At 40.7% G+C, this 18855-nt stretch carries 18 protein-coding genes; 10 read left to right on the forward strand and 8 right to left on the reverse strand.

What is annotated here, in order from left to right; all coding sequences use genetic code 11:
* Positions 1 to 20 precede the first annotated feature (20 nt).
* The 3 genes from H9Y05_RS01320 to aroQ all read right to left on the reverse strand — a co-directional run bounded on the left by H9Y05_RS01320 (position 21) and on the right by aroQ (position 2879).
* The gene (locus H9Y05_RS01320) at positions 21 to 1580 is read right to left on the reverse strand and encodes an NAD(P)/FAD-dependent oxidoreductase (RefSeq protein WP_216713289.1); all 1560 of its coding nucleotides are present in this window, start codon (positions 1578 to 1580) and stop codon (positions 21 to 23) included.
* Positions 1580 to 2293 (reverse strand): type IX secretion/gliding motility protein PorT/SprT, encoded by a 714-nt coding sequence (porT, locus tag H9Y05_RS01325; protein WP_163492417.1) that lies wholly within the window; start codon positions 2291 to 2293, stop codon positions 1580 to 1582. Before porT ends, H9Y05_RS01320 begins: the two co-directional genes overlap by 1 nt.
* A 175-nt stretch (positions 2294 to 2468) precedes the next feature.
* Positions 2469 to 2879: a type II 3-dehydroquinate dehydratase gene (gene aroQ, locus H9Y05_RS01330; RefSeq protein ID WP_163492416.1), complete on the reverse strand. Its 411-nt coding sequence runs from the start codon at positions 2877 to 2879 to the stop codon at positions 2469 to 2471.
* A gap of 4 nt (positions 2880 to 2883) precedes the next feature.
* Between aroQ and xerD the strand changes: the two genes are divergently transcribed.
* Positions 2884 to 3786 carry a site-specific tyrosine recombinase XerD gene (gene xerD, locus H9Y05_RS01335; protein WP_216713290.1) on the forward strand — a complete coding sequence of 301 codons (903 nt, stop codon included), beginning with the start codon at positions 2884 to 2886 and terminating at the stop codon, positions 3784 to 3786.
* An 82-nt stretch (positions 3787 to 3868) separates the two neighbouring features.
* Here xerD and H9Y05_RS01340 read toward each other — a convergent pair whose 3' ends face one another.
* Entirely contained in the window at positions 3869 to 5140 is a 1272-nt protein-coding gene (locus H9Y05_RS01340; protein ID WP_235992063.1) for a Glu/Leu/Phe/Val family dehydrogenase, read from the reverse strand.
* Between the two features lie 497 nt (positions 5141 to 5637).
* Here H9Y05_RS01340 and H9Y05_RS01345 point away from each other — a divergent pair, with 497 nt between their 5' ends.
* Together H9Y05_RS01345 and H9Y05_RS01350 are read left to right on the forward strand one after the other, a co-directional pair.
* Entirely contained in the window at positions 5638 to 6099 is a 462-nt protein-coding gene (locus H9Y05_RS01345) for a hypothetical protein (protein WP_216713291.1), read from the forward strand.
* A gap of 12 nt (positions 6100 to 6111) precedes the next feature.
* Positions 6112 to 6537: a hypothetical protein gene (locus tag H9Y05_RS01350; protein ID WP_216713292.1), complete on the forward strand. Its 426-nt coding sequence runs from the start codon at positions 6112 to 6114 to the stop codon at positions 6535 to 6537.
* 76 nt (positions 6538 to 6613) lie between these two features.
* Here H9Y05_RS01350 and H9Y05_RS01355 read toward each other — a convergent pair whose 3' ends face one another.
* From H9Y05_RS01355 to H9Y05_RS01365, 3 genes are read right to left on the reverse strand one after another with little or no spacing between them, the layout of a single operon-like run.
* Positions 6614 to 7447, reverse strand: coding sequence for a 1,4-dihydroxy-2-naphthoyl-CoA synthase (locus tag H9Y05_RS01355; RefSeq protein WP_216713293.1), 834 nt, complete (start codon positions 7445 to 7447; stop codon positions 6614 to 6616).
* 37 nt (positions 7448 to 7484) lie between these two features.
* Positions 7485 to 8711, reverse strand: a complete 1227-nt coding sequence (locus H9Y05_RS01360; protein WP_216713294.1) for an SPOR domain-containing protein — start codon at positions 8709 to 8711, stop codon at positions 7485 to 7487.
* 14 nt (positions 8712 to 8725) lie between these two features.
* Positions 8726 to 9583, reverse strand: coding sequence for an MBL fold metallo-hydrolase (locus H9Y05_RS01365; RefSeq protein ID WP_216713295.1), 858 nt, complete (start codon positions 9581 to 9583; stop codon positions 8726 to 8728).
* Between the two features lie 195 nt (positions 9584 to 9778).
* Between H9Y05_RS01365 and H9Y05_RS01370 the strand changes: the two genes are divergently transcribed.
* Positions 9779 to 10642 carry an alpha/beta hydrolase gene (locus H9Y05_RS01370; protein ID WP_216713296.1) on the forward strand — a complete coding sequence of 288 codons (864 nt, stop codon included), beginning with the start codon at positions 9779 to 9781 and terminating at the stop codon, positions 10640 to 10642.
* Positions 10643 to 10711: 69 nt separating this feature from the next.
* The gene (locus tag H9Y05_RS01375; protein WP_216713297.1) at positions 10712 to 11857 is read left to right on the forward strand and encodes a cysteine desulfurase family protein; all 1146 of its coding nucleotides are present in this window, start codon (positions 10712 to 10714) and stop codon (positions 11855 to 11857) included.
* A 10-nt stretch (positions 11858 to 11867) separates the two neighbouring features.
* Here H9Y05_RS01375 and H9Y05_RS01380 read toward each other — a convergent pair whose 3' ends face one another.
* Positions 11868 to 12686, reverse strand: coding sequence for a hypothetical protein (locus tag H9Y05_RS01380; protein ID WP_163492405.1), 819 nt, complete (start codon positions 12684 to 12686; stop codon positions 11868 to 11870).
* 89 nt (positions 12687 to 12775) lie between these two features.
* Between H9Y05_RS01380 and rffA the strand changes: the two genes are divergently transcribed.
* Genes rffA through H9Y05_RS01405 form a run of 5 tightly spaced genes read left to right on the forward strand, consistent with a single transcriptional unit; the run spans position 12776 to position 18851 of the window.
* The gene (rffA, locus tag H9Y05_RS01385; protein ID WP_216713298.1) at positions 12776 to 13903 is read left to right on the forward strand and encodes a dTDP-4-amino-4,6-dideoxygalactose transaminase; all 1128 of its coding nucleotides are present in this window, start codon (positions 12776 to 12778) and stop codon (positions 13901 to 13903) included.
* Positions 13893 to 14723, forward strand: coding sequence for an ABC transporter permease (locus H9Y05_RS01390; RefSeq protein WP_163492403.1), 831 nt, complete (start codon positions 13893 to 13895; stop codon positions 14721 to 14723). Before rffA ends, H9Y05_RS01390 begins: the two co-directional genes overlap by 11 nt.
* A gap of 7 nt (positions 14724 to 14730) precedes the next feature.
* The gene (locus tag H9Y05_RS01395) at positions 14731 to 16272 is read left to right on the forward strand and encodes a radical SAM protein (RefSeq protein WP_163492402.1); all 1542 of its coding nucleotides are present in this window, start codon (positions 14731 to 14733) and stop codon (positions 16270 to 16272) included.
* Positions 16273 to 16281: 9 nt separating this feature from the next.
* Complete coding sequence (locus H9Y05_RS01400) at positions 16282 to 17157, forward strand: phytanoyl-CoA dioxygenase family protein (RefSeq protein ID WP_216713299.1); 876 nt, start codon at positions 16282 to 16284, stop codon at positions 17155 to 17157.
* Positions 17154 to 18851 (forward strand): phytanoyl-CoA dioxygenase family protein, encoded by a 1698-nt coding sequence (locus tag H9Y05_RS01405; protein ID WP_216713300.1) that lies wholly within the window; start codon positions 17154 to 17156, stop codon positions 18849 to 18851. The genes H9Y05_RS01400 and H9Y05_RS01405 overlap by 4 nt, the downstream gene beginning before the upstream one ends.
* Positions 18852 to 18855 lie beyond the last annotated feature (4 nt).

Below are 18855 nucleotides of genomic sequence, written 5' to 3' on the forward strand. Positions count from 1 at the left end.
CACATCGCTCTCCATGCAGGTCAATTATTTTTGAGACCGGCATATTTGGCAGCGATCGCATCAGCACATTTCATGCCATCAATTGCCGCGGATATGATTCCTCCGGCATAACCCGCTCCTTCAGCACACGGGTAAAGGCCCGCAACTGAAACATGCTCCAGCGTCTCCGGATTTCTCGGGACCTGAACAGGGGAAGACGTACGGGATTCCGGTGCATGCAACACGGCATCGTTCGTCAGGTAACCGTTCATTTTTCTTCCGAAATCTTTGAATGCCTGCTGCAAACGTTTGGCGATAAATGGCGGGAGAACTGTATGTAGATCGACGGAAACAATTCCCGGCTGATACGAACTTCTTGGAAAGTCTTTCGACTGTTTTTCATTCACAAAATCTTCCATTCGCTGCGCCGGAACACGTTGTGTTTTCCCTGCTGCTTCCCAGCATTTCTGTTCAATTTCTTTCTGAAAATCCAGGCAGACAAACGGATCTTTACTGTTCTCAAAATCCTCCGGGTATACCGCAACCACAATTCCCGAGTTGGAATACGGATTGTTGCGTTTGGACGGAGACCATCCGTTGGTAACAACTTCTCCTTCTGCGGTTGCACACGGAGCAATGATTCCTCCCGGACACATACAAAAAGAGTACACCCCTCTTCCATCCACTTGTGTTACCAGGGAATAGGAAGACGGAGGCAGGAACTCGTCATTTTTTCGTCCATGGTATTGAATCGTATCGATTACATCCTGCGTATGTTCAATTCTCACACCCAGTGCAAACGGTTTGGCTTCAATAGCAATCCCTTTTTGGTGCAGCAATTCAAATACATCGCGTGCCGAATGTCCGGTTGCCAGGATTACATTTTCAAAGTGTCGTTGTTCTTTATAATTGAGTTCAACCCCCGTCACTGATCCATTCTCCAGTATAAAATCTGTCACCCTGGTCTCAAAGTGAACTTCTCCTCCCCATTTGATGATCTCTTCCCGCATTGCTACAATGATATGTGGCAATTTATTCGTTCCGATGTGCGGATGTGCGTCTACCAGAATATCGTATTCGGCGCCAAAATGCACAAACCACTTCAATGCCCGCAACACATCCCCCCGTTTTTTCGACCGGGTATATAATTTTCCGTCGGAATACGTTCCTGCTCCACCTTCTCCGAAGCAGTAATTGGATTCCGGGTTAACAATCATTTCTTTATTCAGCTTCGCCAGATCTCTTCTTCGCGAACGGACATCTTTTCCACGTTCAAACACAACCGGTTTCAATCCTAATTCCAGGCAGCGGAGTGCCGCATAAATTCCAGCCGGACCCGCACCTACAATCGCAACTTCCGGGGATTCGGAAACATTTCCGGGATTAAATTCAGCATCAAATACAGGGAGCGGTTCTCCGATAAATACATCAAATGTACAATTGATTTTAATTGCTGCTTTGCGGGCATCGATTGATCGTTTTTTCCATTGAAAGGTGAAATCATCGGTTTTGATCCCCAGATCGTTTTTAATTCTGGAGCTCAAGAATACACTATCAACAGCTTGCTCAGGAGTAACCTGAAACTGAATTTCTTTTACCATTATCCTTCAAAAATAATCGAAAATATCCAGCCGCTGTTGTAGATTTTGTCAATTGGCAGCGATGAACGTGTATTGTCCTGAATAAAGCCGTTCATAAAGCTGTGAGAATATTTGATTTCTATTCCGAATTTGAAGAACGGTGCGAAGAATTCAACTCCGGCACCTACCTGTCCGAGAACATCGTGTTTTTTCATTTTGATAAACGGGTCGTCAAATTGCTGGGCTGCATCCTGTTGGGATTGTAAATCTAACGAATACTGACCTCCGACAAGGCAATAGGCTGCAAAATTATTGAGACGAAGCGTTCTGAACTGAAACATTAACGGGAAATCCAGACTGGTTGCATTGATGCGTTCTTCATTGAGAATGTCTTTTTCCAAATCAGCCGGATTAACAAATACCTGGTTGATGACACGTTCCTGAAATGAAAGTGAAGGAATAAACCGCAGACGCACCATTGGTGTTCCGATTTTCATGGTTGTTAAAATCCCCAGCTGAGCTCCCGGTTGCGATTTGACAGTCATCCCTTTCAATCCGTATTGCTGGTATGCATCCACTTTTGGAGATAAAGAATAACCGGAGGAATTTGCGCCCAGCATAAACCCAAAATGAAACAATCGTTCGTCAAACTTGCGGTAATTCTTTGGTTTTTCCTTTTGGGCAACTGCTCCAAACCCAACCAATGCCATGAAAATAAGTAACCAAGATTTCATTACCTTACTAACGTAAAATTCGATTTTTATTACAAAAATAGCCTTTTTTATCAATTCCGATTATTTTCCTTCCGGCAACAGAACGGTTTTCAGGAAAGTCTCCCTCACTCCAGGAATAATCAGCAAACGGATGTCGCATATAATCATACCAGGCCTTCAATGATGATCACTTGCATCAGCTGACAAAATACTTCACCGCCAACTCATAGGACCTTAATCCGAATCCCATGATGCTTCCTGCGCAAACAGGTGTGATCATTGATTCATGACGGAATGACTCCCGTTTGGCGATATTGGATAAGTGCACTTCGACAACAGGAACGGCAATGGCATCAATGCAATCGCGGATCGCAACACTGGTATGCGTATAGCCACCGGCGTTCAAAATGATTCCGTCCGCAGTTGATTGTTGTAGTATATTGATCAGTTCTCCTTCTACATTGGATTGAAAACTGACCAACTCAACACCCGGAAATTGATTTTTTAATTCCAAAAAATAATCGTCGAATGATCGAGAACCATACATTTGTACATCACGTTGACCGAGTAAGTTGAGATTCGGACCGTTTACAATCAATATTTTCATACACATGTCGAATTGGGAGCACTATATTAATGATTTTATCGCATATCTGAAAATCGAAAAAGGATTGGCAGCAAATTCGGTGGAAGCCTATACACGGGATGTGGAAAAGTTGAGGGATTTCGCACAGGCGGTCAAAAAGAACGCAACGGAATTAACGCACAGCGATTTGGTGCAGTTTGTTGCTGAATTGTATGATCTGGGGTTGAGCAACCGTTCACAGGCACGCATCATTTCCGGGATCAAACAATTTTATGCGTATTTATTCCTGGAAGAAGAAATTTCCGATGATCCGTCCGAGTTACTGGAACAACCACGACTTGGCCGCAAATTACCGGAAGTATTGACCATTGAGGAAATTGATCTGATGATTCGTGCCGTCGACTTGTCAAAAGCAGAGGGAGAGCGCAACCGGGCAATTATCGAAACATTATACAGCTGTGGTTTGCGTGTCTCCGAACTGGTCAATCTGCGGTTTGAAGATCTGCATTTCGACAAAGGTTTTATCCGCATCATTGGGAAAGGAAATAAGGAACGACTTGTTCCGGTAAGTCCATCCGTAGAGGAGGAAATTACCTCGTACCGGAATAACTCCCGTGCAAAGCTGAACATTCTCCCGAAACACGAAAAAATTGTTTTTCTGAACCGGCGGGGTGCTCAACTGACACGTGTCATGATTTTTACCATGATCAAACAAACAGCCATCGCTGCAGGCATTAACAAACCTGTTTCACCGCATACATTCAGGCATTCATTTGCCACACATTTACTTGAAGGAGGAGCCAACCTGCGTGCCATCCAGGAAATGCTGGGGCATGAATCCATTACCACAACGGAGATTTACACACACCTGGACGAGCGTTTCCTTCGGGATGCGATTATTTCGTTTCATCCACGGAATAAAAAATAGCCGACACAGAGAATCTATAAACAAAACGGGGCAGAAAAATTTCTGCCCCGTTTTGTTTTTTTATCAATTAATTCACCAAAGACTATGGGAATACACCTCTTTCTCTGTATGTCAATTCAATTCGACGGATTGCAACGATGTATGCTGCTGTTCTCAAATCAACTTTGTATTCAGCGGCAGCTACAACAACTTTTCCAAACGAGTTGATCAGTTTTCTTTCCAGTTTTCCGATTACATCGTCCATCTGCCAGATCTCTCCGTTTCTGTTTTGCAACCACTCGTAATAACTTCCGATTACACCTCCTGAATTGCACAGAATGTCCGGAATAATACTTACTCCTTTCTTCAACAGGATTTCTTCTCCTTCCGGAGTTGTCGGACCGTTTGCTCCTTCAGCGATTACTTTTGCCTTGATGTCATTTGCATTCGCCCCTGTAATTTGGCTTCCCAACGCTGCAGGAATACAGATATCACACTGCAATGCAAAGAATTTATCATTGTCGATTGCTTCTGCTTTCGGATAACCGGCTACTCCGCCTTTGTTTCCTTTCGCATACTCCAGCAATTCAATCGGGTCAATTCCGTTTTCGTTGTAGATTGTCCCCGTATGATCCTGAACGGCAACCATCTTGGCTCCTTTCTCTTTCATGAAGTGAGCTGTCCATTGACCAACATTTCCAAATCCTTGTACAATGTATGACTTTCCTTCCAGCGTTTCATTTTTCCAGTCAGCCCATGATTGCAATGTTGTAACCACACCGAATCCTGTTGCACGGTCACGTCCTTCCAATCCTCCTGAGTTGATCGGCTTACCAGTTACAACGTGTGCATATTTTGAACGGGAATCAGAATCTTTCGTTGACATATAGGTATCTGCCATCCACGCCATGATCTGTGCATTGGTGTTAACATCCGGAGCCGGAATATCGTATTCAGGCCCGATGTTTCCTCCCAACGCGAATGTAAAACGACGTGTGATACGTTCCAACTCAGACGCAGAGTACTTCACAGGATCCAATTGAATCCCTCCTTTTCCACCTCCGTACGGAAGACCTGCCAGTGAGGTTTTCCAGGTCATCCAGATTGCCAATGCTCTGGCATCGTCAATATCAACTGTCGGGTGGTAACGTAACCCTCCTTTGTATGGTCCCAACGCATTGTTATGCTGAACACGGTATCCTGTAAATACTTCTACGGAACCGTTGTCCATTTTCACCGGGAAGTGAACAACAATTTCATTATTTGTATTTGATAAAATCTTCCTGATGTTCGAATCCAGATTCATGATATCAGCGGCTTTTTCAAACTGCTTCATCACACTTTCGTACATTCCGGTCTTACTTTTCTCTGCCATATACTTTAACATTAATTACACACACACCAGTCTTTTCGACTGACAGAAACCAACTAACTCCCTGATCGGGACACCTGTCGGAGGTGCTAAATTATTAAAATTTCACAACCTCAAAAATAATAATTAAAAAAATCACAGAAAGATTTCCTTTGATTCAGGCCTGTTACCTGAACAGAGAAACAATCTGCGCTCTATTGCGGAAATGTTGATCGAATAAAATTATAAAATGTGTAATAAAAAACCGCAACTTCATTCGTAAGGGCTCAAATTTAAACGTTGTTTCATATCACTGTTACATCTGTTGAAAAATTAACGTTTTCCCCTAAAAAAACAATGAAACTTTGTGTTTAGTTAAAGTTTAATGTATTGCCGAATTACACAACTCTTTCTGCAATAAGACAAAAAATAACCTGCTATTTTTTACCGAATTACCAATGTTGGTATTATATTTGGAAAACTGTTTAATCAAATGTCAATTTGTTTTAATTATGAAGTTAATGACCATACTTACAGCCGGGCTGTTAATGTTCGCCTGCGGATCTAAGAAGAATGCAGGTGAAGGAGATACTGGTAACGCAATAAAACGAACAACCATGAATGTTGTTAAAGTAAAAGCCACTACGGGGCAATTTGTCAAAGATTCGGACCCGATCATCAGCATTGATACGGTAGAAATTAAAGGAAATACAATGTACATTGATTTGTCGTATGGTGGTGGCTGTCAAAAACACACCTTTGAAGTGATCGGAAGCCTGGCGATAGCAAAATCGTACCCACCGATTCGCTCATTACAGATTGTACACCATGCCAACGGGGATAATTGCAGAGCAATCCAGACAACAACCCTGGAAGTTGACCTGAAAGATGTGGCGTACAAGCAAGAAGAAGGAAGTGAAATCTACTACACCATTGAAGGATGGGAAGGAAGGATTTACCATAAATACGTGAACGAAAAATAAATTCCCGCTGTCATGGATATTCAATCCCTGTTAAAAAATGAGACGGTTAAATCAACACTGACGAAGATCGGAATCAGTGAAGACAAACAACCTCAGGTGGTCGATCAGGCATACGAACTGATCCGGTCAAAAGCATTTAGTGATCCGAAAGCCTTGTCGAGTTTACTTTCTTCAAAACCCAATACCGTTGCTGATAATCAACTTCAGTCTGCCCTTCAAAGTGATTTTGTAAAACAATTGATCTCCAAGGTCGGGTTGTCTGATGACATGGCAAAGAAAGTTGCCGACTCGCTTCCTGAATTGCTGAAGCATGTTGATTTGAATATGATTACAGATTTACTTGGTTCTTTTACCCAAAGTTCAGGAAACTCAAAACAATCTAAATCGGGTGGTGTAGCAGGTTTGTTTGGATTTATCGGTCAGTTTTTCAAGAAATAAACGAATAAAACCTCATAAAAAAGCGCATTTCAATGAATTGAGATGCGCTTTTTACATTTAATATTCTATCTGCTGATCACGGAAATTTCGGAAACTTCGAAAAATCACGCGGACGTTTCTCTAAGAATGCATTTCTTCCTTCCACAGCTTCTTCTGTCATGTAGATCAATCGCGTCGCTTCTCCTGCGTACACTTGCTGGCCTACCAACCCATCATCAATGAGGTTAAATGCAAATTTGGACATTTTAATGGCTGTCGGGCTTTTGGTCAGTATTTCCTGCGCCCACTCATAAGCTGTTTGCTCCAACTCATCGTGGGGTACTACGGCATTGACCATTCCCATATCGAAGGCTTCCTGTGCGGAGTACGATTTTCCCAGAAAGAAAATTTCCCGGGCGCGTTTTTGCCCGACTTGTCTGGCTAGATATGCCGAACCGAATCCGCCATCCACACTTGCCACATCCACATCCGTTTGTTTGAAAACCGCATGTTCTTTGCTCGCAAGGGTCAAATCGCAAACTACATGCAAACTGTGTCCTCCTCCGACAGCCCATCCCGGAACGACAGCAATGACCACTTTATTCATGAAACGAATCTGCCGTTGTACGTCCAGAATATTGAAACGGTTCACTCCGTCTTCTCCTTTGTATCCTGTTGTTGAACGCACCCGCTGATCTCCACCGGAACAAAACGCCCATCCGCCATCTTTGGGTGAAGGCCCTTCTCCACTGATCAACACCACACCAATTTCCTGTGATTCGTGTGCGATGATCAATGCTTCCAGCAGTTCCGAAACCGTTTTCGGACGGAATGCGTTGCGTACTTCGGGTCTGTTGAACGCAATACGGGCAACCCCGTTGCATTGTTTAAATGTGATATCCTGGTATTCTTTAATTGTTGTCCATTCCATGTTTGCTTCTTTTGCCGGCAAAGCTACAAATTTGCGGTTACTTTTTTACCCAATGTGCACCGGCGCTTTGCAATTGTGACTGATTCGCCTTGTATTCATCCATTGAGTTGAAGGATGCCACACTTACTGTATGTAACCCGCCATATACGCCGATAATTTGTGCCGGGAATCCCTGCGCCTGTAATTTTTCAACCATACGGTTAGCATTGGCAACCTCTCCAAACGAACCGACAATCACCTGAATCGGAAGCGCTTTATCCACTCTGATTCCGTTGGCTGAAGAAGCGGCTGGAGTAGGCTTGGTTTCCTTTGCCGGTTCCGGAGTTACTTCGGGAGCCACCTCTTCAGCAACTTCTTCCACGACTTCCTCTTCCGGAATTTCCTCCACCGGTTCTTCGGGAGTTTCAATATCTTCCACTGGCTTCATGTCTTCTTTTACTTCTTTTTCAGCACTTGCCAGGAAAGGGATTTTATCCTTCAGATCTTTATAATTGAACCCGACATACGCTGCCCCTCCAGTTACCAGTAATGCGATAATCATCAGTATCAGCGTACCACTTCTCCGCGGTTTTTTATCTTTTTTAGTTTTCTCCAGAATCGGCTGTTTCGGACGTTCCGGTTTATAATTCACCGGAGGAAGATCCAAATCATCATTCCACTGCTCGTCTTCAGTAGCCGGAGTCGGGATGTTTTCTTCAATAACAACCGGAATTTCAACAACAGGTTCTTCCGCATTCACCAACGGAACATCTACCTCATCGACTTCCACTTCTTCCTCCGTTACCTGCTCTTCATATGCATTAATTGTTTCTACAGGCACAGGAATTTCTTCCGGCACCTCTTCCACTCTGTGTATTTCCTCTTCAACAGGAGCAATTTCCTCTGGTATTTCAACAATAACCTCCGGTTCCGGAACAACAGTTACCACCGGTGCAGTCACTGCTGCATCTCCCGGTGTTGGTGAAAACTGCACTTCCCCGGCACTGTCTTTTGTAAACACACCAATCTGATCTAATTTGAACATTCCGTCCCCATCTATCGCTGCATTGATTTCTGCTACATAGTTGTCAATTTTTTCTTTCGCCTCTTCAGCGGAGATTCCTTCTTTTTTTGCGATAAAATTTACCAATGTCCCGTCGTTGTACTTCATAAACGACATAAACATCAATTCATTTGTCGCTCTGTTAACGACAGTAAATGCCCCGAAACCGGGAAGGATGACGGTGTTCTCTTCTTTTAAAATTTCAATCAGATAGTTATTCATAGCAATAATTTTGATTAGCCAAATAGTTCATTGAACGAACCGGTATCTCCCAACCGAACGCCTTTCTCTGTATTTTGTAGTGTACAGATTTCATTGACGCTATCATGCTCAAGGAACAGATAGTAGTTATGTTCCACAGCCGTGTTCAGGAATTTTTCTTTCTCCGTCAATGTCAGCAACGGACGGGTGTCATAGCCCATCACGTATGGAAGCGGAATGTGCCCGGTACTCGGAAGTAAGTCCGCCATAAAGACTACTGTTTTTCCCTGGTAATGGATATGCGGAATCATCATACTTTCCGTATGACCGTCGACAAAGAAGACATCAAAGTTTGGAAAAACCTGCTTCGTATAATCACCTGTCCGTTCTACGAATTTCAATTGACCGCTTTCCTGGATGGGACGGATATTTTCTGTCAGAAAGGATGCTTTTTCTCTCGGATTCGGCTCCGTTGCCCATTTCCAATGATTTTCAGTACTCCAATAAGTTGCATTTTTAAACACCGGCTCAAATCCCGTACGATCTTTGTTCCACTGAATTGCTCCTCCGCAATGATCAAAATGCAGATGTGTCAGGAAAACATCTGTAATATCATCGGCATGAAATCCCAACTGTTTCAGGTTGCCATGCAATGAATCATTTCCGTGTAAATAATAATGAGAGAAAAACTTCTCGCTTTGTTTGTCACCAATTCCTGCATCAATGAGAATAAGCCGGTTACCGTCTTCTATAAGCATACTTCTCATCGCCCAGTTGCACATATTGTTTTCGTCAGCAGGATTTGTTTTTGACCAGATTGACTTGGGTACGACACCAAACATGGCACCTCCGTCTAATTTAAAATTTCCTGTATTTAATGGGTAAATTTTCATTTTAATTCTTGCATATATGTTCCTAGACAAATATGCGTTTTTTTTTAAGAATAAACTAATGAAACTTTTCGATTCAACGATGTAAATGAACATCTGCATGAAAAACAAAAAAATCAAAAAGAAAATCCGAACCACTGTTTTTTTGTATCTTTACACTTGATTTTCAATCAATCTAATTGATATAAAAGCCGTTATATGAAATACATCCATTTTTCCGGTCTGTTGCTTATTTGCCTGTTTTTGACGGGTTTTTCTTCTTGTAAAAAGAAAGACAAGGAAGAACCTGAAATTCCGGGACAGGTACTTTACAATCAAAGTTACGGTACTGACCCCCGGAATGTGATGGATGTCCATTTACCGGAAGACAGAAGCTATGATTCGACGAAAGTAATGGTTTATATTCACGGAGGAGGCTGGAGCTCAGGAGACAAACATGAATTAACCGGTTTGCTGACAACGTTCAAGAAGCATTTACCAGGATATGCTTTCATTGGAATCAATTACAGATTGTGTTCCGCAGACCCGTATACAAACGGATTTCCTGCACAGGAAGAAGATGTTGCACTTGCTGTGAGCTACATCAAATCCAAATGTGCTGAATGGAATATTTCTCCGAATCACATCACAATGGTCGGAGCAAGTGCGGGAGGACATCTGGCGCTATTGCATTCATACAAAAACAATAGTGATCATACAATCAAAGCAGTAGCTGCTTATTACCCGCCTACACATCTGGCACAAGGTTATGACGCTTTGCCGGATTCAAAAGCATTGATTGAACTGGTAACGGGAGGGACTCCTGCAGATGTTCCGGATATCTATTTTGAATCCAGCCCGATTTATTATACATCAACAGCTATTCCATCGATTTTATTTCACGGTAATACAGACAATGTCGTTCCTGTTCAGCAAACCATGTGGTTAGTTGATTCATTGAACACAAAAGGAAAAATGGTTGACTCCTGGATTATTCCTGCCGAAGGGCACGGACTTTCAGGTGCAAAAATGGTTGAAACGATCGAACGTATCGGTGTTTTCTTCAGCAACCATAATCCATAAGACATTTTCTATACACATTCAGCCCTGCTACCACTTGTTGATTTTAACGTATTGTAATTAATTTTTAAGATGAAAAACGTTTATTTGGACAACGCCGCTACAACACCAATGGCGAAAGAGGTTATTGACTGCATGACAGCTGTGATGCAGGACGATTTTGGTAACCCCTCTTCAACACATGCCTATGGAAGAAAAGCAAAAGCGTTGCTGGAAAATTCACGTCGCACAGTAGCGCGGTTGCTGCATTGTGAACCTTCTGAAATTATTTTTACAAGTGGAGGAACAGAAGCCGACAACATGGCAATCAATTCGTCGGTTCACCTGTTAGGAGTGACACGCGTAATTACTACTCCGATTGAACATCACGCTGTAGGACACACCGTTGAAGCATTGGAAAAAGAAGGGAAAGCTGAAATGGTCTTTGTCAAAACGGATGATTGCGGAACAGTTGATCTACAACACTTAGAAGAATTACTTGCGGATACATCGAAAAAAACACTGGTTTCTCTGATGCATGCCAACAATGAAATCGGAATTTTGCTCCCGCTGAAACGTGTAAGCGACTTGTGCAGAAAATACAATGCCTTTTTTCATTCGGATACTGTGCAGACGATGGGACACTATGCCTTTGATCTGAAAGAACTGGATATTGACTTCATTACCTGTGCTGCTCATAAATTTCACGGACCGAAAGGTGTCGGTTTTTTATACTGCAGTAAAAAAGTGAAAGTTGAAAACCTCATCCATGGAGGAAGTCAGGAGCGCGGGCTTCGCGGAGGAACTGAAAACTTGTATGGAATTGTCGGATTGGCGAAAGCAATGGAATTGGCATACGAAGATGTTGAAAGTCACCAACGACATGTACAGGAATTAAAATCCTATATGATCGAACGCCTGAAAGAGCAGCTTCCGGACGTCGGATTTCATGGATCTATTGCTCCTGAAGCATCTTTATATACCGTTCTGAATGTAAAATTACCTGCGACAGAAAAATCGGGGATGTTGTTGTTCACACTGGATTTGAAAGGAGTCGCTGCAAGTGGTGGAAGTGCCTGTACTTCGGGTGCTAACAAAGGTTCGCACGTATTAACAGGAATTGATGCCGATTTGTCTCGTCCGAATGTTCGTTTTTCTTTTTCACGTTACACTACAAAAGAAGAGATTGACTACGCAGTCGGTGTGATTGCCGAAGTATACGAAAAGACATTGGTCTGAAAATTCATACTTATTTTTGCAGGATACGCCAACGCACCTCATCCAACCGGGCTTTGGTTCGTTGCCAGAGATTCTTACCTTCTAAATTGAGGTAATTCCGGGTAAAAATGCTTGGATTTAACATCCATTTTAATGCACGCTTCGGTAAGGGAAGTGTACTGTACGGAAATTTTTTCAGCTCAAAATACGGTTGCAGCTTCGGGTAGATGTTCTCAAAAAACTGATTCCTGTTGTGTTTGTAAAATGCATTGTTACGGGGAACCAACACGTCCATCCCTATATGAAACGTAAGGTGAGCATCCGGAATGTACAAGGGGTTTTCTGCAAATGAGAAAATATTGTGCACCAATGCTGCTTCTAAAAATGAGATCCCGACACAAATTTCTCCGAGAATAAAACGATCCAGTAACGTAGCTTTAATTACAAAACAATCAAATCCCGGGTGTGATTTTCCCAAATCGGCATACATCAACGGGAGTTCTTCCACCGATTTATACCGGTCGGAAATTCTTCTTCTGTTGATGACCAATGCGTCATGTCCTTTTTCGAGGTAAGAAAAAACAGCATCATAGAAATAAGGCATCAACGCAATATCCATATTGGTAAAAATCACATAATCAAACGGAGCGGCTTCTTTTACCTTTAGCAGGATATCTGCAATCAACGGGAGTTTGCGTTTGGTGAGTTGACTGTTTACATCCAGCACGGAGCGATCCAGGTTTGACAGCACCTGAAATCCGGCCGGGATGACCTCCCTATCTTCTTCGAATTGAGTTGTATACAGTTCAATTTCCCGTTCGTGCGGGGAATTGTGTTTTGCCCTTAACATTGTTTCAAAAGTTATAGGCTGTGCAACGTGTAAATCCGATTTTTCGTTTACCTTTACAGGGTTAATGATATGTGCTACGCGAATCAACTATGAACATTTTATTCAACAACATTGGTAAAACTACAAATTATCTTCAACATATTGAGTTGCTGTATTCTGATTATAATTTGTTTCGCAAAAAGCACTTTTCCAATCAGTGTCTTTCCATTTTAAGCCCCATTTACCCGGATTCCAAATTATTTCTTACGCATTCGGCTACCGGTGCACTCGAAATGATTGCCTTGTTGATGGATATTGAAAAGGGAGATGAAATCATCATTCCTTCTTTCACATTTGTATCTTCTGCCAATGCTTTTGTATCCAGGGGAGCAACTCCGGTTTTTGCAGACATTGAGCCGGAGACGCTGAATATTGATCTGGATCTGGTAGAAGGGCTCATCACACCGCAAACAAAAGCCATCGTAGCGGTTCATTATGCCGGTCATGCATGCGATCTGAATCGTTTGAAAGCGATTTGTGAAAAGCACCAGCTCTTTTTGGTGGAGGATGCAGCAATGGCATTCGGAAATACATTTGAGGGAAAACCGCTCGGAACAATCGGTGACTTTGGGGTGATCAGTTTTGATATCACCAAACAAATTTCGGCTGTTCAGGGAGGTTTGTTACTGGTCAACAACCCGAAATTTCGCAAGCGGGCCGGTCACATCTATCACATAGGAACCAATCGTGAAGATTTCATGGAAGGAAATGCTCCTTATTATGAATGGGTAGATGTCGGTTCCAAATTCCAGATGAATGAGATGAATGCGGTTGCGTTGTATGATCAGTTGATTCGTTATGAAGAAATACTGATACACCGCAACCGGATTTCAAGACACTATTACAGAGAATTACAGCCATTGGAACGAAAAGGGAAGTTGATACTAATCGCTGAAAAATATATTGCCGAAAATTACCATGAATTTTATTTACTATTAAAAAATAAAAAAGAGCGTGAACAGCTCGCATCTTACTTATCACAAAACGGAATAGAAGCAATGTTTCATTACATTCCACTACATCAAACACTAAAAGGACATTCTTTTTCACCCGGAAAGTTGACAAATGCCTCCACTATTTCAGATCAGTTACTACGTCTTCCTTTACATACTGAAATGGGAAACGAGGTAGTCGAATACATTTGTAACACTATTAAATCATACTGGGATGAAAAATGATGGTGATGAACTACACATCATGACTGCTGAACCCGATACATTCGGGGCTTATTTCAGAAATATCCGAAAGTATCGTTCATTGATCTGGGTGTTTGCTAAACGGGATTTAAAGGTTAAGTATTCACAGACGGTGATCGGGTTGGGTTGGACATTGTTACAACCGTTAACGTCCTTAATCATCTACACATTTTTCTTTGGTTTTCTTCTTCAATGGAAAACAGAAGGAATTGATTACCCAGTGTATGTACTAAGTGGATTGCTCGGATGGAGTTATTTCTCTTATATTGTCAATGCAGGAACATTCGGCTTGCAGGAATCGGCTCAGTTAATCAAGAAAATTTACTTTCCGAAAAGTGTCATCCCGCTTTCAAAAATGGTCATTGCACTGGTTGAATTAGGAATTAGTTTACTATTACTCATCCCGTTACTCTTTTACTTCGGACAGGTAATATCATGGAAAATTATTTTTTTGCCTATTGTCTTGTTTTACAATACAGCCTGTGCGCTCTGTCTCGTATTCTGGATTTCGGTTTTCGCGTACAAGAAACGAGATGTACTACATTTAATTCCCTTCCTTCTGTATTTCGGCATTTGGTTTTCCCCTGTGTTTTTCAGTAGTGATATTTTACCATCTCAATATACGTTTGTATTGGATCTCAACCCAATGGCAAATGTAATACAGGCCTGGAGATGGTGTTTATTTGGCTTTGGGGAATTTAACTGGATCTGGTTGATCAATTTTTTTATTGTTTTGGCACTCCTTTTAACCGGTATGTACGTCTATAACAGGAAGGAAAATCGACTATCAGACTATATATAGAAGAGTTATGTATAAAGACTATAATAAGGATCGTAATTGTTTAGATAAAAGTAGTCTATGTCACGCACCGAACTACAGCATGCATTTTGCTCAAAACGGAGTTGTATCTGCTTGTAGTTTTACACGTTTTATGCCAATGGGAAAGTTCCCGGAACAAACCATTGATGAAATTTGGTTTGGAAACGTTGCTCAGAAGCATAGAAAACAAATGAAAACACGGTCTTTTCCGGAAGGTTGTAAAGTGTGCTCATCTGATTTTCATTCTAAAAACTATGGTCAAATGCGTTCCAAATTGTATGACATTTATGGCAAAACATACATCAATAGAACACAATCAAAATTAACTAATAAAATTTCAATTGGTAAATTTATAGAATACCCTCAGGTAATTAGCTTTGAATTATCTAACACCTGCAACCTTGAATGTGTTATGTGTATCGGCTTATTGTCCAGTAGCATCAGAAAAAACCGGGAAAAACTCCCCCCCATCCCTCAACGGTACAACAAGGACTTTATCAATCAGTTAAAGTCATATATTCCACATCTGAAAGAAGCTAAATTTTTCGGAGGAGAACCTTTTTTAATTGACTTATACCTGGATATATGGGATTTATTTATCGAATTAAATCCCGGTTGTAAGATCTATATTACAACAAACGGGACTATTTTTAATAATCGTGTTAAGAGGGTACTCGAAAAATTAGTGAACCTTCAATTGGTTGTTTCGCTTGATTCAATAACGAAAGATACCTATGAAAAAATAAGAGTTAATGCCCAATTTGAACGCGTAATAGAACACGTTTTTCAGTTTAGGGACATTGTGAAAAAAAATGACCGGTATGTCATTATTTCCCCCACTTATATGACTCATAATTGGGCAGAATATCCATCTATTCTGGACTTTGCAAATCGGGAAAATTTACTTTTTGAAACCAACATTTTAACAACTCCTCATGACCTTTCTTTGGCGAATTTTTCACCTGAACAGCTTAAAGAAGTGCTGCACAGATGGATGAAACACCCGATCACGCCAAACAATAATATAGGAGAACAAAATCAAAAAGAATTTGACAAAGCCCTTACTCAGGTTGAATTCATGTACCAGGATCAATCGATTCTCTATTCTGACAGAATGGGTAGAGCCGCCTCTGATTTTCCTGCTACCAATCTCATGGAAACAGTACTCACTCTTCAAATAAAACAAGCAATCAGGAGTACTGTCGATCCGTCTCTTCCGTTAAAATTACGAATCTTATTTTCTAATCCCACTTCGTTATTTTCTGATTTTTATCTTAGTATCTCTTCTATTGCAGAATTTATGAATGGTCCGGATTCAGGATTTAATCAGCAATTATATAAGAAATTAGAGTCCCGATATACATCCGGTGAACAAACTGAAATTATTAAGAATTTACTTCGAAAAAAAGACGGGGTATTTCATCTTTTGAGTGCATTTGAGAAAAAAGATGAGGAAAATTTTTTACATTTGTTTGAACAGCACAATTTCACGACTCCTATAGAACAGGAAGCTTCAGAATTCTTCTATTAAATACACTCTATGAAAATTTTTAACCATCCTGAATTACAAGCTTTTTTTAATGAAAACGGTTACGTAATTGTCGATTTTTTCAACGATGAGCACATTGCTGTCTTTCTGGATTTTTGGGAGAGAAAAAATGCATCTTTTGACGATGGTATTTTCACCAGTGTATATTCATGGGAACCAGAACTAAATCAGGAATTAAGTGATTTGATGAAACGTGTAGCCAATCCGTTATTGGAAACATATATGAAAGACTGCTATATTGAAGGAGCAACTTTTTTAGTGAAGGGAAAGGATAAAAATAATACACATTTCAATCTTCATCAAGACTACAATCTGGTTGACGAATTTGAAGATATCTCAATGGGGTTATGGATACCATTAGTCGACACGACAGAAGAAAATGGCGGTCTATGTGTATTACCGGGAACTCACCGGCAATTTAAAGGAACAATCCGGTCGGTCAACAATCCTTCTTTATACATTGACATAAACAATCCTAAAGTAACCCGGCATATTCAGAATTTAACGATTAAAAAAGGGCAGGCTTGTATTTTTTCTCATAGCTTATTTCATGGATCTCCCGCAAATTTAAAAGATGAAAAACGGATGGTTCTGCATTCCGGTATTTTCACCAAGCATTCTAACTTCATTCATTATTTCCGTAACGTGGAGAATGGTCATGAAAATATTGAAATATTAAAGGTAAACCGAACTGATTACTACAGAGATATCAAATCCTTCTCTCAAAATCCAAAAGCATATTCAGAAGTGATCGGCACAACAGAAAGATACACAAAAACACCCGATATAGAGCATGTTATTTCTTTCATGAGAAGTCAGTATCCCCAGAATAAACTATCCCGGTTTTTAAAAAAATTAATGAAATGAAACAGCCTGTTTTTAGCGATAAGAGAAATCAGCTTTTTTTTGAGCAACATGGATACGTTATAGTTGATTCCCCGCTGGGAAATGACACAATTGATCAAATTATAAATGGCTATCAACAATTAACCGACAATACACAGACTCCTTTTGAGTCAACGATGGACAATCCCAATCCTGATTATAAGGAGAATGTGCACAGGCTTTTATATCCGTTTATGAATCAATTGTGCAGTGATTATTTACAGGAATATACTCCCCTGATTGGTAACTTTGTTGTTAAGTACCCCCATGATAATAGTGCAGTTCCTCCTCATCAGGACTGGAATATGGTTGATGAAGCAGAATATACAGGTGTAAATATCTGGTTGGCACTCGACAACGTAACAGAGCAAAACGGCGCACTCTATATTGTTGCTGGAAGTCATCTGATGTCACCAACTCTCAGAGGAAGTAATATCAATTCTGCATTCAACGGTAATTTATTGAATGATTACAGAACATTAACGCCTGTTTTTTTAAAAAAGGGGCAAGCTTTAATTTATGACCTGAAGTGTATACACATGTCTCCCCCTAATAAATCATCTTCCGTTAGAATGGCAGCAGGATGTGCCTGTATACCAGTAAAAGCTCAACCTTTGCATTATTTTCAGAATGAGCAAGGATTGACACTTTATAATGCTCCCACTGAATTTTATTATCATTTCTATTACGGAAGCAACAAAATATCAGAACAAACTAATGTAATAAAAGTCATTCAAATGCCGGAAAACAACATTTCTGACGATCAGATTCATCAACTGATCGCCAACCAAAATCCGTTTATGAAATCTATCTTTAAAGATGCGCAGCATCAAAATAAATACGATGTTGACGGCTTTTTTATTACAGACGCTCTGGACAAAGAAAGTCTTTCAGATTTACTCCGTTTTTTTCAAAAAGAAACACCGTGGTTTCAGGAAGGGTTTCTTTCTTCTGTATATGCGCCGATAGATGGTTACAAAGAGAAAATCGATTTATATATAGAATCGCTTGCAAATAAACTAACGAAAACACTTTTTAATGACTATGAAGTTGTTATTAATACGTTTATGGTAAAAGGGAAGGGGGGCAATAGCGAAATGTATCCTCATCAGGACTGGACCTTAGTTGACGAAACCAAATATGCTTCCTTTAATATTTGGATTCCGTTAGTCGATGTTGATTTTGACAATGGGGCGATCCATATCATGAAAGGAGGACATAAACTCCCCTTTACATACAGGGGCTCGTGTATCCCTGATGCTTTACAGAATCATGCGGCCTTCCATGTTGGAAGGTTAACATACCTTCCAATGAAAGCCGGGCAGGCTCTTGTATATGATCACAGGTGTATTCATGCTTCTCCGGTTAATAAAAGTAAATCCGTTCGTCCCGCTATTGTAATCAGCGTGGTACCAAAACAAGCCGAAGTATTTCACCTGTTTTACGAAAAAGATGAAAACCGGTTGTTGAAATATACAGCGAATAAAGACTTTTATTTCAAACATGTTCATAATCAATTTAACAAACCTACATTCACGTTGCCTTATGATACACTGGAGAATGTAACTGAGTTTGCCATTTTTTCTGAAAGTGATCTGCAAAAAATATGGGAAATTCAACAGCCATTGCGACGAAATCTGGTCCATAAAATATTGTCATTGTTAAAACTATCCTGACTCC

The organism is Taishania pollutisoli (assembly GCF_014518315.1).
GTDB classification, from domain to species: domain Bacteria; phylum Bacteroidota; class Bacteroidia; order Flavobacteriales_D; family Crocinitomicaceae; genus Taishania; species Taishania pollutisoli.